Raw genomic sequence first — 24,154 nt, forward strand, 5'->3', positions numbered from 1 at the left:
GCATCGTCCCTGTCCGGGACTCCAAGAATCCCCAAGGGCCTTCGCTGACCTTCCCCGTTGAGCAGTGGCGGAGCTTCGTGGCGCACCTCACTGCCTGATTCTCCGAAGCGCCGACGAGAGCCCCAGCCGTATCGCGCCGCCGTGCACCCGGCCGCCGTCCCGGGCTAGCCGGAGGATCTCCGATCGCCTGTTGCCGCTCCGGTGCGTAGATGTCCGTTCGCCTGCGCCTGTGCCCACATAGGTTCCTCAGCCATCCGCGTGGACGCGGCCGAGGGGCCCGGCGCCTCCCCCGCGCGCCGGGCCCCTTCCCCTCCTGTCCTCCGCTGCTCAGTGGACCAACTCCGGCTCGGCCCCGTCTCGCGCCTCCGCCGGTTCCGGGCCGGACGCGCCCTCGACATGCTGCGCGGAGCGCTTCGGCAGGGCGAACATCACCAGGAAGATCACGGCCATCAGCCCCGCCACCCAGCCGAGCGCCTGCTGGAAGCCGTCCAGGTACGCCGCTCCCAGCCCGCCGCTCCCGTCCGCGCCCGGCGCCGACCGGTCGTCGATCACGCCGAAGAACACGACGGACACCAGACCGAGGCCGAGCGCGTTGCCCATCTGCATCACGGTGTTGACCAGCCCGGACGCGGCGCCCGCATGCTCGCGCGGCACCTCGGACAGCACCGCGTCGGTCAGCGGGGCGACGATCAGGCCCATGCCGACGCCCATCACGATCAGCGGCAGTGCCATCTGCCAGGGCGCGATGTCCAGCCCGTAACGCCCGGACTCCCACAGGTAGATCAGTACGCCCGCGGCCATGGTCGCGGCGCCCGCCTGGAGCACCTTGCGCCCGAACCTCGGCACCAGCTTCTGCACGGAGATCCCCGCCGCCACCGACACGGCGATCGAGAACGGCACCCCGGTCAGCCCGGCCCGCAGCGGCGTCCAGCCCAGCCCGACCTGCATGTACAGCGTCCAGACCAGGAAGAACACGCCCATCACCACACCGAACACGGTCTGTACGGCGATCCCGGCCGCGAAGCTCTTCACCTTGAACAGCGACAGCTCGACCAGCGGGGAGCCGTCCCGCGCCGACTTGCCCCGCTCGTACGCCACCAGCGCGGCGAACACCGCGAGCGAGCCCGCCATCGACACGAAGCCCCAGGCCGGCCAGTCGTTCTCGCGGCCGTGGGTGAGCGGGTAGATCAGCATCAGCAGCGCGGCGGTGACCAGGACGACACCGACGAGATCCAGCCGCAGCGCGCGCGGCGCCTTGGACTCGGAGATGAACCGGCCGCCCAGGATCAGCGCCGCGATCCCGACCGGCAGATTGATCAGGAAGATGGGCCGCCATTCCAGCCCGAAGAGGTTCCACTCCGTCAGCAGCGCGCCGAGCAGCGGACCGGACACCGCGCCCAGGCCGACGATCGCGCCGAACAGGCCGAAGACCTTGCCGCGTTCGTGCGCCGGGAAGGTGGCGTGCACGATCGCCAGCACCTGCGGCACCATCAGCGCCGCCGTCGCGCCCTGGAGGATGCGGGACGCGACCAGCATCTCCGGGTTCGCGGCGAGCCCGCACAGTGCGGAGGCGACGGTGAAGCCGCCGACGCCGATCAGGAAGATCCGCTTGCGGCCGTAGATGTCGCCGAGCCGTCCGCCGGTGATCAGTCCGGCCGCGAAGGCGAGCGCGTACCCGGCGGTGATCCACTGGATCTGGCTGAAAGTCGCGCCCTCGTCGCGCTGGATGGACGGGATGGCGATGTTGACGATCGTGACGTCCACGAGGTCCATGAAGGCCGCCGTCATCACGATGGCGAGCGCGAACCAGCGCCGCCGGTCGCCTGCGGCGCTTTCCGGGGTGCCTGTGCTGTCTGTGGTGCCGGTGGCCCCTTGGCGTCCTGTGCCCTCTCGGCTGCCTGTGGCCTCTTGGCTGCCTGTGGCCGCTGGGCTGCCTGCGCTCTCTGGGTCGGGACTGCTGACGGTCTTGTCCGTGGAGATCATGCGCTAAAGCTATGGGTCCACTAGGCCAGATCATGTCCTAGTGATCAGGCATCCTCGAACTCATGACGACGGACACTCCGGCACGGCTGCTCCAGCTCCTCTCCCTTCTCCAGACACCCCGCGAGTGGCCCGGCGGAGAACTCGCCGGGCGGCTCGGGGTCTCCCGGCGCACGGTCCGCCGGGACATCGACCGGCTGCGTGACCTCGGCTATCCCGTCCAGGCCAGCATGGGTTCCGAGGGCGGTTACCGGCTGGTCGCGGGCAAGGCGATGCCGCCGCTGGTGCTGGACGACGAGGAGGCGGTGGCCATCGCGGTGGGGCTGCGGGCCGGCGCCGGGCACGCGGTGGAGGGCGTGGACGAGGCGTCGGTGCGTGCCCTCGCCAAGCTGGAGCAGGTGCTGCCCGGCCGGCTGCGGCATCGCGTGGCCACGTTCCAGGCCGCGACGACCCCGCTGACCAGCGGCGACGGCGCCAGTATCGCGCCCGAGACACTGACCGTCATGGCCTCCGCCATCGCCGGTCACGAGCGGCTGCGGTTCGGCTACCGCTCCGGCGACGGCACCGGGTCCCGACGGCTCACCGAACCCCATCGACTGGTCTCCACCGGCCGCCGCTGGTATCTCGTCGCCTACGACATCGACCGCGAGGACTGGCGCACCTTCCGCGTCGACCGGGTGAGCGACCCCTTCGCCACCGGCGCCCGCTTCACACCCCGCGAACCGCCTACCGGCGACGCGGCGGAGTACCTGCGGCGCTCTATCAGGGGGCAGCGTCCGTCGTACGACTACGCCGTCACCTTCGCCGCCTCCGCCGAGGACGTGACCGTGAAGCTCCCGGCGTGGATGGGCCCGCCCGAGCCCCTCGCCGCCGACCGCTGCGCCCTGCGCGGCACGACCGAGGACCCGGTGGAGTGGCTCGCGGTACGCCTGGCAACCCTCGGCTTCGAGTTCACGATCCTGGAACCGGCTGAACTTGTCGCGTACGTGCGGGAGTTGGGGGGACGGATGGTGCGGGGGGCGGGGGGTGGGGGGTGACTGTTCTGTGGCTGGGGCGGCCGTCGGGGGGGCGGATTCGGGGGCGGAGCCGATGACCCGCCCGGGAGGGCTGGCCTGAGGGGCAGGGCTGACCCCGGGAGGGCTGGCCTGAGGGGCAGGGCTGACCCCGGGAGGGCTGGCCTGAGGGGCAGGGCTAACCCCGGGGGGGCAGGCCCGGGGGGCTGGCGGGCTGGCCCGGGCTGACTGTCCTACGGTCGGGGGCGGAACGGGCGGCCCGAGGTCGACCCACCAGGCCGCCCGGCGCTGACCGTGCCACCCGGGGACGTCGTCGGCACCGGCGGCTGTGTCTGCGGCTGCGGCTGCGGCTGCGGCTGCGGCTGCGGCTGGAGGTGGGGTCCATCCCGGCGACTCCGCCGCTATGCCGCTATGCCGCTGTGGCAGAATCTGCCATCCGGCGGGCCACCCCGGGGTTCAGGTTCGGGGTGCCCCGCCTTTTACGTCCCCGGCGGCCAAGCCCCGTGACGCCCCTGCCCCGCCGACGAGGCTTGCCGGTGCCCCGCCCTGTGCGTCCCCGGCGACCGCCTTCGCGCCTCCCACGGCCACCCTCACACCCCCGGTGGCCAGACCGCCGCCCCCGGCTACGGCGCCGCGTCCCGGTGACCGCCCTTGCCCATCCCCCGGCGACCGCCCTCACATCCACGGCGACCGCACTCCCCCATCCCCGGACGACCACCCTCACCACCCCGGGCAGCCCCCCACTCACACAGACATGGAGCCGGGCCCTGGCGCCAGGGGGGAGGCGCGCAGAGCCCGGCTCTGGGAAAGTCCCGGCGCCGGGGGGGGTGAAGCGTCGGGACGTGGCTTGATTCTCGGTGTGAACTCCTGTGCCCTGAAGGTTTGTTCCCGGTGCCCCGCCACTTGAAGCGGCATCGCATCGGCCCGTCGCGCCGGCTCGCGGCACCCGGCGTACGCCCTCCCCCGCCGGGGCGGCACGGTGGCTCACGCCACCGCGTCGAACCCGGTGTCCCGCGCCAGCTTCTTCAGCTCCAGCAGCGCGTGCTTCTCGATCTGCCGGATGCGCTCCCGCGTGAGGCCGTGCTCCTTGCCGACCTCGGTCAGCGTACGCTCGCGGCCGTCGTCGATGCCGTACCGCATCTTGATGATCGACGCCGTGCGCTGGTCGAGGCGGCCGATCAGGTCGTCCAGCTCCTCGCTGCGCAGCAGCGTCAGCACCGACTGCTCCGGCGACACCGCGGAGGTGTCCTCCAGCAGGTCGCCGAACTGGGTCTCGCCCTCGTCGTCCACCGACATGTTCAGCGAGACCGGGTCGCGCGCCCAGTCGAGGACGTCGACGACCCGCTCCGGCGTGGAGGCCAGCTCCGCCGCGATCTCCTCCGGCTCCGGCTCCCGGCCCTGATCGCGGTTGAACTCGCGCTGCACGCGCCGGATCCGGCCCAGCTCCTCCACGAGGTGCACGGGCAGCCGGATGGTGCGCGACTGGTCGGCTATGGAGCGGGTGATGGCCTGACGGATCCACCAGGTGGCGTACGTCGAGAACTTGAAGCCCTTGCGGTAGTCGAACTTCTCGACCGCGCGGACCAGTCCGGCGTTGCCCTCCTGGATGAGGTCCAGCAGGGGCAGTCCGCTGCGCGGGTAGCGGCGGGCGACCGCGACGACCAGGCGGAGGTTGGACCGGATGAAGACGTCCTTGGCCCGCTCGCCCGCGGCGACCAGGGCCTCCAGCTCCGCCCGGCTGGCGTCGGCCTTCGTCTCCTCGGAGCCCTCCAGGACCTGGCGGGCGAACACACCCGCCTCGATCGTCTGGGACAGCTCGACCTCTTTCGCGGCGTCGAGCAGCGGGGTGCGCGCGATCTCGTCGAGATACATGCCGACCAGGTCGCGGTCGGCGATCTCGCCGCCAGAGGCGCGAACGCTGTTTGCCGCGCCGGAAGTCCCACCGGCGGCGGTCTTACGACGGGCGACGGCACGGGTTGCCATGCGTGCTCCCTTGCGATGGTGAGGTCAGCGGGTGGCTGTGGGATGCCCGGCACCCTCGGTACGATCACGGCCTCCCGACCGTCTCGGTACCTTCACCGAGTGCCCTGCATTCGATGGAAACAACGACTGGAATCCGGACAGAATTCCCACCCGCTCCCCTGTTTTTCTGATCATGCAGTACCCTGTGCCGCCGCAGCGGGAGGCAGGATGTCATCGGAACCTACAGAGGTGCAGGTCAGGCGGGGAGTCGAGAGCGATCTCGATGCCCTCACCGCGCTCTACAACCACTATGTGTCTGAGACACCCATCACGTTCGACACAGCGGCCTTCACTCCGGAAGAGCGGCGTCCTTGGCTGCTCTCCCATCTGAAAGACGGACCGCACCTGCTGATGGTTGCCACACAGGCGGACTCACGGCAAATCCTTGGTTACGCCACAACCAGCTCTTACCGTCCGAAGGCCGCGTACTCGACCTCCGTGGAGGTCACCGTCCATGTCGCCCCGGACGCGGGCGGCCGGGGCGTGGCCTCCCTCACCTCCCCCACCTGACTCACCCGAACTGCACCGACCGCTTCGCCAGTCCCATCCAGAACCCGTCGATCACCGATCGGCCGGTGTCCGTGGTGTCCGGCGTCTGGGCCGCGCCCAGGGTCACGAAGAGCGGGGCGAAGTGCTCGGTGCGCGGGTGGGCGTAACGGCCGGCCGGGGCCTTGTTCAGGAAGTCGAGCAGGACGTCCCAGTCGCGGGACTCCAGCGCCCGCCGCCCCCAGTCGTCGAACTCCGCCGACCAGCTCGGCACCCCGCCGCCGGTGTGGCGCAGGGCGGCCAGGTTGTGGGTGAAGAAACCGGAGCCGACGATCAGCACCCCCTCGTCGCGCAGCGGCGCGAGGCGGCGGCCGATCTCCATCAGCCGGGCCGGATCCAGCGTCGGCATGGAGACCTGGAGGACCGGTATGCCAGCGGCCGGGAACATCTCGACCAGCGGGACATAGGCGCCGTGGTCGAGCCCCCGGTCCGGGATGTCCTGGACCGGCATGCCGGGGGCGCGCAGCAGCTTGCGGACCGACTCGGCGAGCGCGGGGGCGCCCGGGGCCTCGTAGCGGACCTGGTAGTAGCGCTCGGGGAAGCCCCAGAAGTCGTGGACCAGGGGGACGGTCTCGGTGGCGCCGAGGGCCAGCGGGGCCTCCTCCCAGTGGGCGGAGACCATCAGGATCGCCGTGGGGCGGGGCAGCGTGGCCGACCAGGCGGCCAGTTCGCCGGGCCAGACGGGGTCGTCGGCGAGCGGCGGGGCGCCATGGCTGAGGTAGAGGGCGGGCATGCGCGCGGGCCCGGGGGCGGGGGTCTGAGCCTGGGGGGCGGGGGCCCCGGAGGCGCGGGCCCCGGAGGCGCGGGCGGTGGCGGACATGGCGACCACTCCATCACTCCATCACTTGATTGCCTGATTACTCGATTGCTTGATTGCTTGAAAGCTAAAGCATTACCGATGCCGCCACCGTACGACCACTTTGTTCAAAGTTCAAGCAGGGCGCCGTACAGTTGGGGTATGAACACGGTCCCGGCATCCACCCCCGTCAGCGCCGCGCCCCCGTGGCTCACCGCCGAGGAGCAGCGGGTCTGGCAGGCGTATCTGCATGCCACCACGCTGCTGGAGGACCATCTCGACCGGCAGCTCCAGCGGGACGCGGGCATGCCGCACATCTACTACGGGCTGCTCGTGCAGCTCTCCGAGGCGCCCGGACGGCAGCTGCGGATGACCCAGCTGGCCCGGCACGCGAAGATCACCCGGTCCCGGCTCTCGCACGCGGTCGCCCGGCTGGAACAGCACGGCTGGGTGCGCCGCGAGGACTGCCCCTCCGACAAGCGCGGCCAGCTGGCGGTGCTCACCGACGCGGGGTACGAGGTGCTGCGCCGCACCGCGCCGGGCCATGTCACCGCCGTACGGCAGGCGCTGTTCGCGCGGCTCTCGGCGGAACAGCAGAAGTCCCTCGGCGAGATCATGCAGATCGTCGCCGAGGGACTTCAGCCGAGCGAAGCGGGTGCGGACCTGCCCTGGCTGCGCTGAGCCGCTCTCTCGGCGCGAGCCGGGGCAGGTCCTTCAGTGCCGTACGAGGGAGGCGTCCCCTCCTCCCGCGTGCGACAGGTCACAGGCGCCCTCTCGGGGGCGCGTCAGCGCCGGGTCGGCGCCGAGTCAGCGCCGGGTCAGTGGGCGACCACCGGCACCGGCAGCTCGTCCCCGGCGGACTCGGCGCCGTCGCCCGAGGACGCCACCGGCGTGGAGCCCGGCCGGCCGGCGTTGACCATGGTGGCGGCGATCAGCGCGGCGGCCACCAGGATGCCCACGGCGAACCAGATGGCGCTGGTGTAGCCCTCGACCATGCCGCGCAGCTGCACCAGTTCCTGCGCCGAGCGTGAGGTGCCCGCGCCCGCGATGTTGTCGGCGATGTACGACGTGGTCGCGGAGGCGGCGATGGTGTTCAGCAGCGCCGTACCGATCGCGCCGCCCACCTGCTGCGAGGTGTTGACCATCGCGGAGGCGACCCCGGAGTCGCGCGGCGCGACGCCCTGGGTGGCCAGCGACATGGCCGGCATGAACGCCGTACCCATACCGAGGCCGAGCAGCAGCATCCCCGGCAGCAGCAGGGCCGCGTAGGACGAGTCGATCTTCAGCTGGGTCAGCAGCAGCATGCCGATCGCGGCGACCAGGAAGCCCGGTCCCATCAGCAGCCGGGGCGGGACCCGGGTCATCAGCCGGGTGCCGATCTGGGTGGAACCCACGATCATGCCGACGATCATCGGCAGGAAGGCGAAGCCGGTGCGCACCGGGGTGTAGCCCCGCACGATCTGGAGGTAGTAGGTCAGGAACAGGAACAGGCCGAACATGCCGATCACGGCCAGACCCAGCGAGAGGTAGATCCCGCCGCGGTTGCGCTCGGTGATCACGCGCAGCGGCAGCAGCGGCGCCTTGACCTTTGCCTCGACGGCGACGAAGGCGAGCAGCAGCAGACCGGAGGCGACGAACATGCCGATGGTCAGGGAGTCGCCCCAGCCCTCGGACTCGGCGCGGGTGAAGCCGTAGACCAGCGCGACCAGACCGAGGGTGGACAGGATCACGCCGGGGATGTCGAGCGGCGCGCGGTTGCGGGCGCCCTTGGGCTCACGGATGACGTACCAGGCACCGACGGCGGCGACGATCGCGAACGGGATGTTCACGAAGAAGGTCCAGCGCCAGTTCAGGTACTCGGTGAGGAAGCCGCCGAGGATCAGGCCCACGGCACCACCGCCACCGGCGATCGCGCCGTAGATGCCGAACGCCTTGGCGCGCTCCTTGGCGTCGGTGAACATCACCGCCAGCAGCGACAGCGCGGCGGGCGCGAGCAGGGCACCGAAGACACCCTGGAGGGCGCGGGAGCCGAACATCATGGCCTCGTTGGTGGCCGCGCCGCCGAGCGCGGAGGCCACGGCGAAGCCGACCAGACCTATGACGAAGGCGCGCTTGCGGCCCCACAGGTCGGCGATCCGGCCGCCGAAGAGCAGCAGTCCGCCGAAGGCGAGGGCGTAGGCCGTGACGACCCACTGCCGATTGCCGTCGGAGATGCCCAGGTCCTGCTGGGCGGAGGGCAGGGCGATATTCACGATGGTGGCGTCCAGCACCACCATCAGCTGGGCGAGCGCGATGAAGATCAGGGCTTTCCAGCGGCCCGGATCCGGGACGGACACCGCGGAGGTGCCGGATGCCTTGACGGCACTTTCAGACATGGAGGTACCCACTTCGGGACTTCGTGACGGATAGCTATGGATAGCGACCGATGGCTATGAATAGCGATGGATAGCAACGGATCTACGATGATCCGCCGGGACTATGTGAAATTTCGGGCCTGATCTGAGCCGCGTATGACCTAGGACGGATCAGGCTGGGAGTTTGTGACAGATGTCCGGGAGTTCGTGGTGGGCAGATGTGGTGATGGATGTGGTGGCAGATGTGGTGACTGTGGTGTCTGTGGTGTCTGTGGTGTCTGTGGTGTGGTGACTGTGGCCGGGGGCCGGACTCATCGCACGGCGCTGCTCCGGCGCAGATCCTCCATGGTGACGGCGGTTCCCGGCAGCGTGGAGCGGGCCGGGGCCCGCAGTCCGTCCAGGAACAGCTGAAGATGACGGCGTACGAACGGGTCTACGCCGACGCAGGCCGTCCCGGCCGGGGGCCGGCTGAGCTGGGCGACGGCGAGCATCACATCTCCGACGCCGATGTCCTCGCGCAGCTGCCCGGCCGCCTTGGCGCGGTCGAGGACCTGCTCGATCAGCCCCTCGTACCGCATCCGGGCCGCCTCCAGGTCGGGGTGGCTGCGGTCGAAGGCGTGGGACATCATCGGGCACAGCGCGCTGATCCGTTCGTCGACGGCGGCGTGCGCGATGCGCTCCACGGCCGCGAACGGGTCCTCGCACTCCGCCAGCGCCAGTTCCGCCGCGCGTGCGCTGCGGTCCAGGATCGAGCAGACCACCTCACGGACCAGTGAGTCACGGTCGGGGAAGTTCCGGTACACCGTGGCGTTGCCGACGGCGGCGCGGCGGGCGATCTCGTCGAGCGGGACATCGGCCCCGTGCTCGACGAACATCTCCCGGGCGGCCGCGACGATCCGCTCCCGGTTGCGCAGGGCGTCGGCGCGGGGCCGGGGTGCCTTGCGACGCTCGGGAATCACGGTGTCCACGGTGTCCTCCTCGGGAGCGGAAGCTCGCCGTCCGTCCGGTATCGGGTGGTCGGGTATCGGGTCCGTCCGGCGCTCTGTCCGGTCGACGTCCGGGTCGACGTCCGGTCGACATTCTGCTTGCTCGGCGTGAACCGGGGAATCGGTCCCCGGATCGTCCGTACGCGTGGTTAAACGGGGACCAGGTCCCCGGTTATTTCCCGATCCCGAAGACAATCCATGTGACCTGAGTCACAACTTATCGCGGGCGGAATTCGCTCCCCTGCCGACGGCAACCCCACGTTCGGTCTCCTCCAACGCGCGCCCGCGACCACCTCGACCCAGGGTGAGGACAAGGAAGCAGCCGGTCGCCGGCGGCTGCTCCGGAGCGAAAGGCCCCCTGCATGCAGTCGTCCCGCAGCCGGATACGCCCGCGCCGAATCGCCGCCCTCGCGTCCGTGACCGCCCTGACCTTCGCCGTCAGCACCGCGGCCGGGACCGGCCGGCACACCGTCGGCTCCACGGCGGCCGGGGCGGGCCCGATCGCCCTGTCCCGCTCCTCCGCCCTGGGCCCCTGCATGATCACCGGCCGGGCCGAGGTCCTGATGTCCGAGGGCGTGCCGACCCCCGCCGGCTACTCCCCCTCCACCGGGACCGTGCGCGCGCTCAGCCTGATGGTCGACTTCCCCGACGCGCCCGGCCAGGGCAGTGCGCTGGACCGCTACGGCGAGTTCTTCCCGCAGACCACCCAGTGGTTCCGCACCAGCTCCTACGGCCGCCTCGACTACCGCTCCGAGGCCCCCATCACACACTGGCTGCGGATGCCCAGGACCTTCGCGGAGTACGGCATAGAGCGCGGCGCCCCCTTCGACCCCGGCTACCGCCGGCTGGTCCAGGACCTGGTGGCCGCCGCCGACCCCGACGTCGACTTCAGCCGCTACGACCTGCTGAATGTGCTGGTCACCCCGAACGCGGGCCCGTCCGCGCTGGACACCGTGCTGTCGGTGACCTTCGCCGGGAACCCGGAGGCGCCCACCGCCGACGGCGTCCCGGTGGCCAACGCGTCCTTCGTCTACTCCCGCCAGGACGACGGCTCCGGCTCATACGCGCGCACCGGCTTCCGGGTGCTGCCGCACGAGAACGGCCATGTCTTCGGCCTGCCCGACCTCTACACCCAGGAGGGCGGCGGCGCGGTCGGCCACTGGGACATCATGAGCGAGGACTGGGGCGCCAACAACGATCTGCTCGGCTGGCACAAGTGGAAGCTGGGCTGGCTGGACGCGACCCAGGTCGTCTGCGCGGCCGCCCCCGGCACCACCGAGCACACCCTGACCCCGCTGTCCCGGGCCGGCGGCACCAAACTGGTCGTCATCCCCCTCGACGCGCGCACCGGTTACGCGGTGGAGTCACGCACCCCCGACGGCAACGACGAGGCGGTGTGCCGGGCCGGCGTCCTGATCTACAAGGTGGACGCCGACGTCGACACCGGGCAGGGGCCGGTGCAGGTCTACGACTCCCGCCGGGACAGCGGGGGCTGCACCCGCTCCCCCAATGTGCACGCCGAACTCTCCGACGCGCCCTTCGTCTCCGGCGAGACCTTCGAGGACCCGAAGCTGGGCATCCGCATCGCCGTCGCCTCGGCGGACGCGGACGGGAACCAGGTGGTGCGGGTGACACGCGGGTGACACCCGGCGGGCGGTGGGATGGGTTCAGCCGGTCATGCCGGAGGAGGTGTAGCCCTCGATGAAGCGGCGTTGGAGCAGGATGAAGGCGATGAGGACGGGGATGACCATGATGAGGCCGCCGGCGCTGATGAGGGTGTAGTCCTGGGTGTAGCCGGATTTGAAGGCGAAGAAGGCGGTGGAGACGGGCATCTTTTCGGTGCTCTGGATGAAGGTGACGGCGAGGAGGAACTCGTTGTACGCCTGGAGTCCGGAGACCAGGGCGGCGGTCAGCAGTCCCGGCCACACCATCGGCAGCACCACCCGGGAGAACACCCGCCATTCCCCCGCCCCGTCGAGCCGGGCGGCCTCTTCGTACTCCTTGGGCAGGGCGACCATGAAGGAGCGGACGAGGAGGGTGGCGAAGGGGCTGAAGACGGCCCAGTAGATGATGATCAGGCCGAGGAGGCTGTCGTAGAGGCCGGCCTTGGTCCACATGTAGAACAGCGGGACCAGGAACAGCTGGATCGGCAGGGCTGTGGTGACCAGCAGGTAGTAGATGAAGAAGGTGGAGCCCGCCACGCGCAGGCGGCTCATCGCGTAGGCGGCGGTGCAGGCGATGACGCAGACGCCGAGTGCGGTGGCGGTGACGATGATGAGGCTGTTGCGCAGGCCGACGCCCATGCCGGCCTGCTGCCAGGCGTCGAGGAAGTTGTGCCAGCGCGGGCTGGTGGGCACACCCAGGGGTGACTCGGCGAGGGCGGAGCGGCTCTTGAGGGCGTTGAACGCGAACAGGAGCATCGGGCCGACGGCGAACATCGCGAGGAGCAGCAGGACGGCGTAGACGGCGTAGCGGCCCAGGGACATGCGGCGTGGGCGGAGGGGGGTGGTGGTCATATGTCCCAGCCTTTGCGGCGCAGCCAGAGGAATCCGGAGACGGCGATGACGCTGATGAGGGCCATGACGACGCCGATGGAGGCGGCGTAGCCGGCTTCCTGGTTGGCGAAGGCGGTGCGGTAGAGGAGGGTGCCCAGGACGTCGGTGGAGCCGGCGGGGCCGCCCTGGGTGAGGATGTAGATGTAGTCGAAGATGAGGAATGACCAGATGACGGTCATCAGGCCGAGGAACATGAGGGTGGGGCGGATGCCGGGCAGGGTGACGTGCCAGAACTCCTGCCACATGGTGGCTCCGTCGAGGCGGGCGGCTTCGTAGAGCGAGGGGTTCACGGCCTGCATGGAGGCGAGGAAGATGACGACGAGGAAGCCCCACCACTGCCAGGTGTTGACGAAGGCGACGGTGCCCAGGGCGAGGTCGGGGTCGCCGAGGAAGTTGGTGTCGGTGAGCCAGGGGATGCCGAGGCCGGCGAGGCCGTTGCCGATGCCCTGGTCGGGGTCGAGGAGGCTCTCCCAGATGGACCCGGAGACGACGGTGGCGACGACGTAGGGGATGAAGTAGGCGACCCGGAACAGCATCTGGAACCGTGTGACGCGGGTCAGCAGGAACGCTCCGAACAGGCCCATCGCCATGGGCACGGTGAGGAAGAACGCCGTCCACAGGGTGTTGTGCCACAGCGCGCTGCGGAACTCCGGGTCACCGAAGAGCCGGGTGTAGTTGTCGAGCCCGACGAAACTGGCGGGACCCAGCCCGGTCCAGTCGGTGAAGGAGTACCAGACGGAGAGGGACGCGGGCACCGCGATCACGACGATGTTCACCACGAGCAGCGGCGTCATGAAGGCGAACCCGATGAGATTGCGCCGCACCTTGGAGCGGCGGGCACCCGGGCTGGGCGGCACGTGTGACGCCTTGGGGCGGTCGGCGCGCAGGACGGCCATGGCTCACGCGCCCTTCGGGACGGGCATGGCTGACATGGCGGCTCACGCCCCCTGGGGTGCGGGGATGGGCGGCAGGCTGCCGGCCTTCAGCTCCTCCTGGAACAGCTTGTCCAGGCCCGCGCAGTACTCCGCGGGGCTGACCTGGCCGACCAGCACCTTCTCCAGCTCCTCGTAGATGTAGGTGTCCGACTTGGGCGGCCAGAAGGTCCAGGTGGTGTAGCCGATGTGCTGGGCCTGGCTGAGCTGGAGGTACTGCCGCTTGACCCGGGGGTCGGTGTCGGCCGGGAAGTCCTGCTCGGTGACCTTGACCGGGCTGGGCGGCAGGCCGGTCGCGGCGAGCGAGGCGAACTGGCTCTGCGGGCGGGCGAACAGAAAGTCCAGCACGGCGGCGGCGTCGGCGGGCTGCGCACAGTCCTTGTTGACCGAGGCGGCCATGCCGACCGACAGCGGGTAGACGCCCGCGGGAACACCGTCCCGCAGGGTGGGCAGCGGCGCCCAGTCCCAGGTGGCGTCGTTGCCGGCCGCCTCGCCGAAGTACGCGCCGATCTCGGTGAAGGTCCAGCCCCCATTGAAGAACAGGGCGGTGCCGCCGCGCGCCAGGTCCTCGTAGATGGCGGTGAACTTATTGGTGAAGTACCGGTCGGTGCTCCCTCCGAACCACCCCTTGTCGAACCATCCCTTGAGCAGCGCGATGGAGTCGACGAAGACCGGATCGGTCCACCTCAGCTTCCCCGTGAGCGCCTGATACAGCGCCTCGGGCCCGGCGAAGGCGTTCCACACCCAGGTGACATGCCACTCGGAGGCGGGCTTCCACTCGGCATTGCCCGCGCCGACCGGCGTGAGCCCCTTGCCCTTGGCGTCGGCGCACAGCGCCTCGAACTCGGCGAGGGTGGTGGGCGCCGTCCACCCGTTGTCCTCCAGGGTGCGGGGGTTGAAGTAGACGGCCATGGTCTCGAAGTTGCTGGGCAGCGAGTAGAGCTTGCCGTCGACCCGTCCGACGTCGAGCGCCCACGGCAGAAAGGCGTCCTGCCAGCCGAACTGCTCGACATACCCGTCCAGCGGCCGGAGGTTGCCGTTGCTGACATAGCTGAGGGTCTGGGCCGGACCGGTGGTGGTGACGATGTCCGGTCCGCTGCCGGAGGCGACGGCGGTCTGGGTGAGCCGGTCGAGGGTGTCGATCTGCTTGACGGTCATCTTCAGCGGGAGCGCGTCGGCTCCGGCGGAGTCGTTGTAGCCGTCGATGAAGTGCTGGGCGAAGTAGTTCTCGATGTCCTTGCTGGCGAACGCGCCCCAGAAATCGATCTGGTCGCCGCCCGCCCCGCTCCCGGAACCACAGGCACTCAGCACGGTGGCACCGAGCGCGGCTCCCCCGGTGAGGGCCAGAAATCGACGGCGGGAGAGGGAGGCGAAGGGTGAGGTGGCCGGTACGGGCATGGGAGTGACCTCCGAGTCCTGAGCTGTCCGAAGGCTGTGGTGCGGGTGGTGGTGCCACCGGTACGAGGGAGTCATCTGCGGGTCACCAGCCGTCCGGTCCGTTCGGCGAGGTCCGAGATACGGGACCCGTCGAAGCCGCGGATCGCGCTGCGGGCGGTGTCGTGCAGCGGCTCGGTCCAGTGCGCGGGCACCTTCCCGGCACCGGCGAGGATCCCGGCGACGCTCCCGGCGGTGGCCCCGTTGGAGTCGGTGTCCCAGCCGCCCTGCACGGTCAGCCCCACGGTGGCGCTGAAGTCGCCGTCCCCCCACAGCACCCCGGCCGCGACGAGAGCGGCGTTGTTGACGGTGTGCACCCAGGAGTAGTGGCCGTACCGCTCCTCGATACCGGCCCGCGCCTGCTCCCACGAGTCCCCGGCCGCGTGCCGTTCGAGTACGAAGGTCAGCGCCTCGGCGAGCCGGCTGCGCGGCGGGACACAGGTGAGGGAGACCTCGACGGCGTCCCGTGCGGTGGGCGCGGTGAAGGCGGCGGCGACCAGGGCCGCGGACCACATCTCGCCGTACACCCCGTTCGCGGTGTGCGACAGCACGGCGTCCCGGTAGGCGAGTTCGGCGGCGGCACGCGGGTCGCCGGGATGGACGTACCCGTAGATATCGGCGCGGATCTGGGCGCCGATCCACTCCCGGTAGGGGTTGTCGACCCGCCCGGCGGTGTCCGGGCCGAGCCCGATCACCAGGTTGCGGTAGGTGGCCCGCTCGGCGGTGTAGGTCTGCGTGTACGGCAGCCGGTCCAGCCACTCCGTGGCCACATCGGCGGTCGTGAACCCGAAGCCGTACTCCTCCAGGAGGTGCAGCCCGAGGATCGTGTAGTCGATGTCGTCGTCCCGGGCGCTCTCGGTGATCCGGCCGCGGGTGGTGTACGTCCAGAACTCCCGCAGCTCGTACCCCGCCGGCATCGGGTCGAGGACGGGGAAGTAGTCGCGCAGGGGGTAGGCGTCCGCGAGTTCCAGATACGAGCGCAGGTGCTGGGCGGTCCAGTGGTCACCCTTCTCGACGGGCTTGCCGAGGTTGCAGCCGGCGCACCGGCCGAGCCAGGCGCCGAGCAGCCGGTCGGCCAGCTCGGCCGCCCCGGGAACCTCGGCGACCGGCGTGTCCGGCAGCACGGCGAGGATCTCGTCCAGGCTCTCGGGCTCCTCGTAGGCCCAGTCCGGGTCACGGGTGGTGGTGGCGAGCCGGTCGAGGAACTCGCGGGCGACGGCGGGATCGTCACCTCGGGTGGCGGGTCGGGCGGCCTGGGCGAGATCACCGAGAAGGTAGCCGCTCTCCGCACGCTGGGCCAGCTCGAAGAGGAGGAGGGTGCGGGGGTCGTGGGGCTCGTACTCGAACACGGGTGGGGCTCCTGGTGGGTTGGGGGGTGGGGTTCTTGTGCCGGGGGTGGGGGGTCGTACGACGTACGCGGGAGGTCGTACGGCGTACGCGGGAGGTCGTACGGCGTACGCGCCCGGCGCCGAAGGGGCATGAAGAGGCGTGAAGAGGTACGAAGGGCGATTAAGTGGGCCACATATGGATATTGCGGGTCAGGCGGATTCGCGGCGGACGAAGGACTGGGCGATGACGAGTTCCCGGGCGGGCTCGGAGAGGTTGTCGTCGTCATCGGCGGTGAGCCGGCGCAGCAGGGCCTGGCCGCAGGCGCGGCCGACCTCGCGGGCCGGGTTGACGACGGTGGTGAGGGCCGGGGTGACCAGGGACGCGGCGTCGATGTCGTCGTAGCCGGTGACGGCGAGGGCGCCGGGCACGGTGAGCCGGAGCTTGCGGGCGGTGTCGAGGACGCCGATGGCGATGAGGTCGTTGGCGCAGGCGATGGCGTCGGGCCGGTCGTCGCGGTCGAGCAGCAGCGCGGCGGCGTCGCGGCCGGCGTCGCGGGTGAAGTCGCCGCGGATGACGAGGTCCTCGTCGACGGTACGGCCGATCTCGGCGAGGGCGCGGCGGAAGCCGTTCTCGCGGACGTCGCTGGGCCCGGCGTGCCGGGGGCCGCCGATGTACGCGACGCGCCGGCGACCCTGTTCGAGGAGATAGCGCACGGCCTGGGCCATGCCGCCCTCGTCATCGCTGCGGACCAGGTCACCGAGGTCGGCGTCGAGCGGCCCGGAGCCGAGCCGGACCAGCGGCATGGTCCGCCGCTGGGCGAGCAGGTCTTTGCGGGTGAGCTGGAAGGGGGCGATGACGACACCGTCGACGCGGCGGGTGGCCATCTCCTTGAGGAAGGCGGTCTCCTGTTCGCGGATGCCGTCGGTGTTGCAGACGAGGGTGTGGTAGCCGGCCGGGACGAGGATGTCGTCCAGCCCGCGCAGCACCATCGGGTAGAAGGGGTTGGTCAGGTCGGGGACCAGCAGCCCGACGGTCATGGTCCGCCGTAGCCGCAGCCCTTGGGCGAGCGAGTTGGGCTGGTAGCCCAGTTCCTCGATCACCTTGAGCACCTTGGCGCGGGTGCGTTCGGCGACCGGTCGGCGACCGGACAGCACATGGGACACCGTGGTGACCGAAACCCCGGCCTGTGCCGCGACCTCTGTCATCCCGACCTCTGCCACCTTGAACAACCTCCACGCAAAACGTTTGGCATGACGTGGGAGTCACGGTGAACCCGGGTTCTGGGGGATGTCAAGAGGTGAATCACGCATTGGCGGCGGATTCCTCGGCCAGGCGATACGTCATGACGCGGGTATTGACGATGGCGGGGGTAGGGGTTTGAGTAGGGACGCAAATCGTATTGCGGAGAGGCGCCGGGGGGCTCGGCCCTCACGCCCCGACGACTTGGCTCAGTCCTTGCGCCCCGTGACGGCGACGGTGACCCCGAGCCCGATCATGGCGATGCCTCCGGCGCCCCCGACGGCGGACAGCCGCCGCGGTGAGCGTGCGAACCAGTCCCGCGCGGTCGCCGCGGCCAGCCCCCACACCGTGTCGGAGACGACGCCGATCAGGCTGAACACCAGCCCGAGCAGCAGCATCTGCGCGGCGACGTGCCCCTGCCCGCGGTCGACGAACTGGGGCAGGACGGCGGCGAAGAAGACGATGGTCTTGGGGTTGGTGACTCCTACGGCGAAGCCTTCCCAGAAGGTGCGCAGCCCGCCCTTCCCGTCTCCTTCCTGACCCACCGCGTCCCACAGCGCCCCCCGCGCCCGCCACGCCTTGACCCCCAGATACACCAGGTACGCGGCACCGGTGAGCTTGAGCACGGTGAACACCACCACCGACCGCTCCACCAGCGATCCGATGCCCAGCGCGACGGCGACGATCAGCACATACGCCCCGGCGGTGTTCCCCACGACCGAGGTCAGCGCGGCCCGGCGGCCCTGGGCGAGGGCCCGGCCTATGACGAACAGGACGCTGGGGCCCGGGATCACTATCAGCAGGAACGACATGGCACTGAAGGCCAGCACGCGCTCAAGGGAGACCATGGGGGCATGGAAGCACGGGTGCCCCGGCGGCTTCCAGCCCTATTCCCGGCCCCGCCGGACTTCCGTCAGCCGCGCAGCAGGTCACCGGACCCCACCTGTGCGCACAGGGGTGGCTCCGTTTCTCCCTCGTACCCCAGGTGGAGTTCACGTCGTGCCCGGGTGGCCAGAACGTAGTACGTCATGCGCAGGGCGGCCGAGGTGGGGTCGACCGCCGCGTCCGTATGCGTGTCGGGGATGACGACGGTGTCGAAACCCAGCCCTTTGGCGCTCGCCCGGTGGACCAGGACGATGCCGGGTCGGCCGAGGTCCAGGGTGCGGTAGCGGCCGTGCGGGGCCTGCGCCTTGGCGGTGTACAGCTGTGGCCTGAGCCGGGGTGCTCTGCGCTCCAGGCCGGCGAGCAGCGAGAACTGGGTGTGGGTCGAGTTCACGATCACGCCGATGCTCTGCCGCGGATTCTTCTCCGCCAGGAGTATCAGCAGGTCCACGGCGCCCCGCGGCGGCAGCTGGTGCAGTCGCGGCGGCGGCCCGTCACGTTCGGGAAGAGCGGGCGCGGCGGCCCCCGTGTGGAAGTGGGCGGCGAAGGCGGCGATCTGGCGGGTGTTGCGGTGGTTCCCGTCGAGCTGGGAACTTGTGCACCGGCCCAGGCGCTCGGCGATCTCCGCCAGCGTGGAGTGGGTGTCGGTCAGGCGCTGGCACTCGTCGGCGTACACCGTCGTGCGGGCCTGGAGCAGTCGGCACAGGCGGTAGAACCCGGGCGGCAGGTCCTGGCCCTCGTCCACGACGAGGGTGAGACCGGGAACGGGACCGGTCTGCGCGGCACGGTCGTAACACGCCTCCCAGTCGTACGAGCCGTCGCCGGTACGCGGGACTGTCCCGCCGTACCAGTCGGTGAGCCAGGTATGTGCGGTCGCCACCCGTACGCCGCGGTCCGCCGGGCCCAGTGCGTGGACGATCGCGGCCAGGGACTGCCGCAGGAGGTTGGAGCGGGTCAGCAGGGTCACCGGTGCGCCGGTGAGCGCGAGCATGACGGCCCGCTGGGCGGCCAGGAGGCTTTTGCCGCTGCCCGGCGGACCGCTGACCAGGTGGTTGCCGTCGAAGGGAAGCGCGTCGAGGGATGCCCGCTGCTCCGGGAGGAGGTCGAGGTAGGTGAGTGTCATGTCTGCTCCAGAGCGGTGGCCGCGGCGGCGCGGGCGGCGGCGACGATCACTTCCAGATAGCCGGGGACCCGCTCGCCGCCCACGACGAGGGCGCGGTCGAGGAGCGCGTTGCCGGTCTCGCAGCTGGTTTCGGGGAGCAGGGCGCAGGCATGGCAGGCCGCGCGGTTGAGGTTGCCGAAGCCCTGTCCGGTGTGCTCGGCGCAGAGCGGGTCGGCCGAGCACCAGGCGGCCGCCTCCGCCATCCGCAGCAGCGACTCCGCCAGGCGTGGGGGTTCGCCCTGCCGGACGAGCCCGCCGAGGGTGCCCTCGGCGTCTCCGGCGGCGGTGTAGACGAGGATGCCGTGCTGGTCCTGCTCCGGCCGCGCGTAGATCCGTTCGCGCAGGCTGGCCGTCGTGTATCCGGAGTCGAAGGAGAGCTGGCGGATCAGCAGGTGCGCCAGGGTGTGCAGGAGGACGAACCGGGGTGCGAGTTCCGGTCCGGTGAGGGCCTCCAGCCGGTCCTTCTGGAAGGAGCGGTCGAGGTCGGCGCGGAGTCCGGCCACGCGCCGGCGAACGCGCGCATCGCTCTCCCAGGAGGCCAGACGGCTCTTGTCGAGGGTGAGGAAGATCCCCTCGCCGAAGACCTCCACGGCGGGCAGCCACTTCAGGCGCCGTGCGGTGTCGGCGGGGACGACGGTGGCGTCGGGGGAGACCCGGGTGAAACCGGACAGGGCGCGTACCTCCCGCAGCCGTTCGGCGAGGACGACTGTGCCGAAGCGGGTCCGCAGGCCCGCCCAGGGATCCTCGCTCTCGCCGTCCAGGCCGAGGGTGGTCCCGCGCAGCGCGAAGTCCCGGGTGGCGGGTGGGACGGGTGCCGTGAAAGCGGCCCACTCCTCCCGGCTCAGATCGGGACGGGCCGCGGCGGCGGCCGAGGTCGCCGGGCTCTGTCCGGTCTCCTCGGCGATGAGGGCGTCGAGGAGTTCCTCGTCGGCGCCGGTGTCCTCCTGGATCATCGTGCGGAACACCGTGGCGCGCGGTGTTCCGGCCACCCGGCACAGCGACACCCACAGATCGTGCTCGCGTACCCGGGCGGCGAGGGCGTCGTCGGCGTGGGCGGGCAGGTCGGTCTCGGGAATGTCCAGGGCGGAGTGCACCACCGGGTAGTACAGGTTTCCCGCGGTGCGCTGCACCACCTGCACCGGCTTGACACAGTCCACGGCTTCGCCCGCCCGCTGCCAGGGGTTCCGTCCGGAGCAGCGCATACCGTGGGTGCCGAGCACGTCGAGGAGATCGCGGGTGGCCCCGCAGCCCTTGGCCGTGCAGGCGACGGAGAGCGCTTCGAGTCCGGAGGCGCGCTCGGAGACGAGGAAGCGCAGCTTCTCGCGTTCGCCGCACTGCCGCCGCTCACCGGCCTCGCGCCGTGAATGCGCCCAGAACCACCAGTCGATGTCGCTGAGGTGCCCGGCCGCGCAGATCTGCACGAACCGCATGGGTGCGAGCGTCCGGGCCGGCGAGCAGGAGGGGCAGCGGGGTGGCTGCCCGGCCTTCTCGTCGGCGATGCGCCAGCGTTTCATGCGCCGGCAGGCACCGCAGAACAGCCAGGAGGGGAAGCGGATGTACGGGGCTCCGGGCGCGTCCGGGGTGTCGTAGCGGTCGTTGGCCGTGGCGGGAGCGGCGTAGAAGCCCGTCACTCCGAGCCGCGAGGCGAGCCGGGCCGACTCGACCTTCTGCTTGCCGCGACCGGGCCAGTCGCCGATCCCGGTCGCGACGAACGACTCACCCTGGATGTCGAAGACGGCTCCGACGCCGAAGGGCAGCACGGTCTGTGCCTGGCGTACCCGCAGGGTGCGGCTCACAGGTCGGCCCCCTTCACCATCACCTGGCATTCACGGTCGACATTGCGCATGGAGTTCGGTGTCTCCCACAGTCCGTAGTTCTGCTCGAAGCTCTTGATGAGGTTGGACTGGCCCTTGCCCTGGCTGCGGTAGTAGAGCTCCCGGCCGTCCTTCCGGGCTTCGCGGGCGGCCTCTTCCCAGTCGGCGATGAGATCCGCCAGCTCCTGCCGTACGGCTCCACCGGTCGTCGGCTCGCACACCTCGGCGCGGGCCGCCAGTTCATCGGCCAGGGCTTCCAGTTCGGGTACGCGGTCGAGCACGAGCCCGGCCTGGTTCTCGCCGGTGAGGCCGAGACGGTGCCGGACGAGGATGACGAACGCGGCATGCAGGGCACGACGCCGTGACGGCACCGACCAGGGGGTGACACTGGTGGGTTCCACATGGCGGTAGAGGGAGCGGTGGTAGACGTCGAAGGTCTCGTAGTGCGAACGGTCCCGTGGGCGGGTGGCGTTGAAGAACGCGACGACGAGGCCGGGCACGGTGTGCCGGCCGACGCGGCTGGTGGCCTGGATGTACTCGGCGGTCGTCTTGGGCTGCCCCTGCATGAGCAGCAGCGCGAGACGCTTCACGTCGACACCGACGGACAGCATGTTGGTGCAGGCCAGGAAGGACACGGCCTGCGGGTCCCGCCAGTGTTTCTCCAGCCGGTCGAGCAGTACGGGCTGTTCCGCCCGCGGTAGATTGCTGGTCAGTTCCTTGACCTGATGGTCGGTCAGTTCCCGTGTTCCGGCGCCCGCGTCGAGGCCGGCGAGCTGCGCGGGGATGTCATCGGCGGCGGCGGTGACCGTGCGGCCGAGTTCGCGCAGGCTGTGGTGGTAGGCGACCAGGGTCCAGTAGGCGTCCCGGTCCGCCTCGGGAAGTTCCCAGGCGCCCTGGAGCATGGCGGCGGCGGTGGCGACGGCCGCGCGGCCCGCGGTGTGTCCCTGGGCCATGACGCCGAGATAGCGGCGTCCGGGCCGGGAGGTGTCGGGCTCGGCGAAGTACGAGTGACGGGCGTCGAGCCCGGCGGGCGGGAAGAGCTGGACATCGCCGCCGTACAGGGCCCTGACCTGTTCGCCGGAGCGACGGATCGTCGCCGTGGACGCCACGACCTTGGGTCCGATGCCGTCGGCCGTGGTGCACAGTCCGAGGACGGCCGCCTCGTACAGGCCGACGGTGGTGCCGAGGGGGCCGGTGAGCAGATGCAGCTCGTCCTGGATGACGACCGACGGCGGAAGGTGTCCGCTCCCGGCGCCGAACAGCCGTCCCGCGCGGGGTTCCCAGGCCAGGCGGGCGAACTTGTCCACCGTGCCGAGGACGAAGGTGGGCGGCTTGTCGTAGAGGTGCTCGTCCACGACGGCGACCGGCAGCTCGTCGTGGAAGGCACACTCCTCACGCGGACAGAAAAAGGTGAACGAGTCCGCGGCGGCCCGCACCCCGTAGTCCGCGATGTCGGACGACTTGCGATCGGGCAGGATACGGGTCCCGCACCACGGGCAGCGGTCGAGGATGAAGACATCGTCGGGATGGGTGGCGGCCCGCTCGGCGTCGAAGGCCGCACGCGCCTTTTCGTAGGTGTTCGGGGTGGTGGTCTCGCCCACCCACAGACCGATCGTGAAGGGTTCCTGTCCGTAGGTGGCCGGGTCGGAGCGGCGCTGGGTCTCCAGGGCGCACACGGTGGTCGCCGCCCGCTGGAACTGCTGGGTGGTGAGCAGGCTGAGGGTGTAGCGGCTCAGTACGGCGGTACCGCCCCCGTCGGGCTCGCGCCTGCGGAGCACCATGGCGAAGGCCGCGAGCAGGAGGTACGCCTCGGTCTTGCCGCCGCCCGTCGGGAACCAGATCAGATCGGTGGTGGCCCGGTCCTGGTGCCGGGGGTCCACCACACCGTCGAGGGCGAGGAGGAAGAACGCCAGCTGGAACGGGCGCCAGGCCGCCGCCCCGTCCGGCTCGGGGTCGAGCAGCACGGCCTCGCGCCTGGATCTGCGGGTGCCCGCCAGATCGGGAGCGGAGTGGCGCATCTGGAGAGCCATGGCACGGTTCGCGGCGCGGAAGGCGTGCAGCAGTTCGGGGCGTTGTGGGTCGCAGAGGGTGCGCACGCCGGACTCGATACGGGTGAGGGCCGCGCCGATGCGCGCGAGGATACGGTGCGCGGCGGGACGGCCCCACTCGGGGATTCCGGCGTTGAGCTGACCCACGTACCAGGCCCGGTAGTCCGCGACGAACTCCACCAGTTCCTCACGCAGCTGGTCGACGGGGACACGGGGGTCGGCGAGATGGCGGACGCCGAGGACCGGAGAGCCGCTCATTCCGGCCGCCCGGACTCCGCTGACCTCGGCTTGTGGCATCACGGCCGCCCTGAGGCCGACGACCCGTCCGGTTTCCTGGTCGTGGCGTTCCTCCACCGCACACCCATGACCGACGGCATGCGTGCGCACATGCTCGTACTGGAGGCGCAGTTCCTGTTCCTCCGGGTCGCGGCTGGCCAGGCGGACGCTCGGGTACTGGCGGATCTCCCCGTCCACGGGCCGGGCCTCCAGGCCGGTCTGGAAGAGCATCCGGTCCCATTGAGCGGCCTTGCCGAGAGCCTGCTCCTGGCGTGCGGTGTTGACCAGAGCGACGGTGACCAGTCGGCCGTTGCCGAACTCACGTCGGCGGACCCGGAGTTCGGCCCGGCCGTCGAGCACCGGCAGGTGATCCCGGTCCGGTCCGAGCAGATGTGTCTCGGCGGGCAGCGGAACACGTTCCCAGCGCCGTCCGCGTTCGCCGGTGGCGGCGTGGGTCTCGTAGCGGGCGCCGGTGCAGCCGATCTCGATGGTGGTGGCGTCGGTGAAGAAGCTGAAGCCGAGTGAGGAGGGCAGCCAGGAGTTCGACTCGGGGATGGGATCGGTGGCGGGGGCGGTGTCCTCGGCCCTGCCTTCCGTCCCGGCGCCCTCCAGCTCCTCCGCCGCGTTGTTCAGCTGCCGTTGCAGGTCGGCCTCCTGCGGGTACAGCGTGCCCATCAGGTACTGCCGGTCGGGCGGGGCATCGAGCGTCTCGGTCTCCCCTCCGGCGGGGCCGACGAGTTGCCGGTACAGGTAGGCGACGAGTTCCTGTCTGGGGTCCATGGTGTT

At 70.7% G+C, this 24,154-nt stretch carries 18 protein-coding genes and 1 pseudogene; 5 read left to right on the plus strand and 14 right to left on the minus strand.

All coding sequences use genetic code 11. The features are described from left to right. The first annotated feature begins 44 nt into the window (after positions 1-44). Complete coding sequence (locus ACFRFC_RS09290; RefSeq protein ID WP_383112606.1) at positions 45-98, plus strand: hypothetical protein; 54 nt, start codon at positions 45-47, stop codon at positions 96-98. A gap of 229 nt (positions 99-327) precedes the next feature. Here the strand turns inward: ACFRFC_RS09290 and ACFRFC_RS09295 are convergent, their stop codons facing one another. Continuing rightward, entirely contained in the window at positions 328-1,788 is a 1,461-nt protein-coding gene (locus ACFRFC_RS09295; protein WP_382693692.1) for an MFS transporter, read from the minus strand. Between the two features lie 257 nt (positions 1,789-2,045). Here ACFRFC_RS09295 and ACFRFC_RS09300 point away from each other — a divergent pair, with 257 nt between their 5' ends. Then, the gene (locus ACFRFC_RS09300; protein ID WP_382693675.1) at positions 2,046-3,017 is read left to right on the plus strand and encodes a helix-turn-helix transcriptional regulator; all 972 of its coding nucleotides are present in this window, start codon (positions 2,046-2,048) and stop codon (positions 3,015-3,017) included. A 960-nt stretch (positions 3,018-3,977) separates the two neighbouring features. Here the strand turns inward: ACFRFC_RS09300 and ACFRFC_RS09305 are convergent. Then, positions 3,978-4,976 (minus strand): RNA polymerase sigma factor RpoD/SigA, encoded by a 999-nt coding sequence (locus ACFRFC_RS09305; protein ID WP_382693674.1) that lies wholly within the window; start codon positions 4,974-4,976, stop codon positions 3,978-3,980. Positions 4,977-5,183: 207 nt separating this feature from the next. Between ACFRFC_RS09305 and ACFRFC_RS09310 the strand changes: the two are divergent. Next, positions 5,184-5,510 (plus strand): annotated as a pseudogene (locus ACFRFC_RS09310) (GNAT family N-acetyltransferase); the annotation flags it as partial. A gap of 16 nt (positions 5,511-5,526) precedes the next feature. Here ACFRFC_RS09310 and ACFRFC_RS09315 read toward each other — a convergent pair. Beyond that, positions 5,527-6,294, minus strand: coding sequence for a dioxygenase (locus tag ACFRFC_RS09315; protein ID WP_382693691.1), 768 nt, complete (start codon positions 6,292-6,294; stop codon positions 5,527-5,529). A gap of 225 nt (positions 6,295-6,519) precedes the next feature. On the opposite strand from ACFRFC_RS09315, the gene ACFRFC_RS09320 reads away from it, so the two are divergent. After that, positions 6,520-7,038 (plus strand): MarR family winged helix-turn-helix transcriptional regulator, encoded by a 519-nt coding sequence (locus ACFRFC_RS09320; protein WP_382693673.1) that lies wholly within the window; start codon positions 6,520-6,522, stop codon positions 7,036-7,038. Positions 7,039-7,175: 137 nt separating this feature from the next. On the opposite strand, the gene ACFRFC_RS09325 is transcribed toward ACFRFC_RS09320, so the two are convergent. Both ACFRFC_RS09325 and ACFRFC_RS09330 read right to left on the minus strand, forming a co-directional pair. Beyond that, positions 7,176-8,732 carry an MFS transporter gene (locus ACFRFC_RS09325; protein ID WP_382693672.1) on the minus strand — a complete coding sequence of 519 codons (1,557 nt, stop codon included), beginning with the start codon at positions 8,730-8,732 and terminating at the stop codon, positions 7,176-7,178. A 290-nt stretch (positions 8,733-9,022) separates the two neighbouring features. Then, positions 9,023-9,679, minus strand: coding sequence for a TetR/AcrR family transcriptional regulator (locus ACFRFC_RS09330; protein ID WP_382693671.1), 657 nt, complete (start codon positions 9,677-9,679; stop codon positions 9,023-9,025). 380 nt (positions 9,680-10,059) lie between these two features. Between ACFRFC_RS09330 and ACFRFC_RS09335 the strand changes: the two genes are divergently transcribed. Then, a complete protein-coding gene (locus ACFRFC_RS09335; RefSeq protein ID WP_382693669.1) occupies positions 10,060-11,340 on the plus strand; it encodes a M6 family metalloprotease domain-containing protein in 1,281 nt (426 codons plus the stop codon). A gap of 24 nt (positions 11,341-11,364) precedes the next feature. Here the strand turns inward: ACFRFC_RS09335 and ACFRFC_RS09340 are convergent, their stop codons facing one another. From ACFRFC_RS09340 to ACFRFC_RS09380, 9 genes are all read right to left on the minus strand, one after another. Beyond that, a complete protein-coding gene (locus ACFRFC_RS09340) occupies positions 11,365-12,213 on the minus strand; it encodes a carbohydrate ABC transporter permease (RefSeq protein WP_382693667.1) in 849 nt (282 codons plus the stop codon). Continuing rightward, positions 12,210-13,148 (minus strand): carbohydrate ABC transporter permease, encoded by a 939-nt coding sequence (locus ACFRFC_RS09345; protein WP_383112602.1) that lies wholly within the window; start codon positions 13,146-13,148, stop codon positions 12,210-12,212. The genes ACFRFC_RS09340 and ACFRFC_RS09345 overlap by 4 nt, the downstream gene beginning before the upstream one ends. A gap of 42 nt (positions 13,149-13,190) precedes the next feature. Continuing rightward, entirely contained in the window at positions 13,191-14,582 is a 1,392-nt protein-coding gene (locus tag ACFRFC_RS09350) for an ABC transporter substrate-binding protein (protein WP_382684467.1), read from the minus strand. Between the two features lie 71 nt (positions 14,583-14,653). Then, complete coding sequence (locus ACFRFC_RS09355) at positions 14,654-15,967, minus strand: ADP-ribosylglycohydrolase family protein (protein WP_382684464.1); 1,314 nt, start codon at positions 15,965-15,967, stop codon at positions 14,654-14,656. A gap of 189 nt (positions 15,968-16,156) precedes the next feature. Continuing rightward, positions 16,157-17,152, minus strand: a complete 996-nt coding sequence (locus ACFRFC_RS09360; RefSeq protein WP_382684462.1) for a LacI family DNA-binding transcriptional regulator — start codon at positions 17,150-17,152, stop codon at positions 16,157-16,159. 243 nt (positions 17,153-17,395) lie between these two features. Continuing rightward, positions 17,396-18,034, minus strand: a complete 639-nt coding sequence (locus ACFRFC_RS09365; RefSeq protein ID WP_382684460.1) for a LysE family translocator — start codon at positions 18,032-18,034, stop codon at positions 17,396-17,398. A gap of 65 nt (positions 18,035-18,099) precedes the next feature. Next, positions 18,100-19,191, minus strand: coding sequence for a DNA helicase (locus tag ACFRFC_RS09370; RefSeq protein ID WP_382684458.1), 1,092 nt, complete (start codon positions 19,189-19,191; stop codon positions 18,100-18,102). Then, positions 19,188-21,026, minus strand: coding sequence for a DrmB family protein (gene drmB, locus ACFRFC_RS09375; RefSeq protein WP_382684455.1), 1,839 nt, complete (start codon positions 21,024-21,026; stop codon positions 19,188-19,190). Before drmB ends, ACFRFC_RS09370 begins: the two co-directional genes overlap by 4 nt. After that, positions 21,023-24,148 (minus strand): helicase-related protein, encoded by a 3,126-nt coding sequence (locus tag ACFRFC_RS09380; RefSeq protein WP_382684452.1) that lies wholly within the window; start codon positions 24,146-24,148, stop codon positions 21,023-21,025. The genes drmB and ACFRFC_RS09380 overlap by 4 nt, the downstream gene beginning before the upstream one ends. Positions 24,149-24,154 lie beyond the last annotated feature (6 nt).

The organism is Streptomyces sp. NPDC056734 (assembly GCF_042790455.1).
Lineage (GTDB): Bacteria > Actinomycetota > Actinomycetes > Streptomycetales > Streptomycetaceae > Streptomyces.

Excerpts from the sequence above, each read along its gene's own strand:
- ACFRFC_RS09345 (WP_383112602.1), bottom strand. The coding sequence starts at position 13,148 with ATGGCCGTCCTGCGCGCCGACCGCCCCAAGGCGTCACACGTGCCGCCC.
- ACFRFC_RS09360 (WP_382684462.1), bottom strand. The coding sequence starts at position 17,152 with ATGACAGAGGTCGCGGCACAGGCCGGGGTTTCGGTCACCACGGTGTCC.
- ACFRFC_RS09325 (WP_382693672.1), bottom strand. The coding sequence starts at position 8,732 with ATGTCTGAAAGTGCCGTCAAGGCATCCGGCACCTCCGCGGTGTCCGTC.
- ACFRFC_RS09350 (WP_382684467.1), bottom strand. The coding sequence starts at position 14,582 with ATGCCCGTACCGGCCACCTCACCCTTCGCCTCCCTCTCCCGCCGTCGA.
- ACFRFC_RS09315 (WP_382693691.1), bottom strand. The coding sequence starts at position 6,294 with ATGCCCGCCCTCTACCTCAGCCATGGCGCCCCGCCGCTCGCCGACGAC.
- ACFRFC_RS09295 (WP_382693692.1), bottom strand. The coding sequence starts at position 1,788 with ATGACGGCGGCCTTCATGGACCTCGTGGACGTCACGATCGTCAACATC.
- ACFRFC_RS09380 (WP_382684452.1), bottom strand. The coding sequence starts at position 24,148 with ATGGACCCCAGACAGGAACTCGTCGCCTACCTGTACCGGCAACTCGTC.
- ACFRFC_RS09335 (WP_382693669.1), top strand. The coding sequence starts at position 10,060 with ATGCAGTCGTCCCGCAGCCGGATACGCCCGCGCCGAATCGCCGCCCTC.
- ACFRFC_RS09365 (WP_382684460.1), bottom strand. The coding sequence starts at position 18,034 with ATGGTCTCCCTTGAGCGCGTGCTGGCCTTCAGTGCCATGTCGTTCCTG.
- ACFRFC_RS09300 (WP_382693675.1), top strand. The coding sequence starts at position 2,046 with ATGACGACGGACACTCCGGCACGGCTGCTCCAGCTCCTCTCCCTTCTC.
- ACFRFC_RS09320 (WP_382693673.1), top strand. The coding sequence starts at position 6,520 with ATGAACACGGTCCCGGCATCCACCCCCGTCAGCGCCGCGCCCCCGTGG.
- ACFRFC_RS09340 (WP_382693667.1), bottom strand. The coding sequence starts at position 12,213 with ATGACCACCACCCCCCTCCGCCCACGCCGCATGTCCCTGGGCCGCTAC.
- ACFRFC_RS09370 (WP_382684458.1), bottom strand. The coding sequence starts at position 19,191 with ATGACACTCACCTACCTCGACCTCCTCCCGGAGCAGCGGGCATCCCTC.
- ACFRFC_RS09305 (WP_382693674.1), bottom strand. The coding sequence starts at position 4,976 with ATGGCAACCCGTGCCGTCGCCCGTCGTAAGACCGCCGCCGGTGGGACT.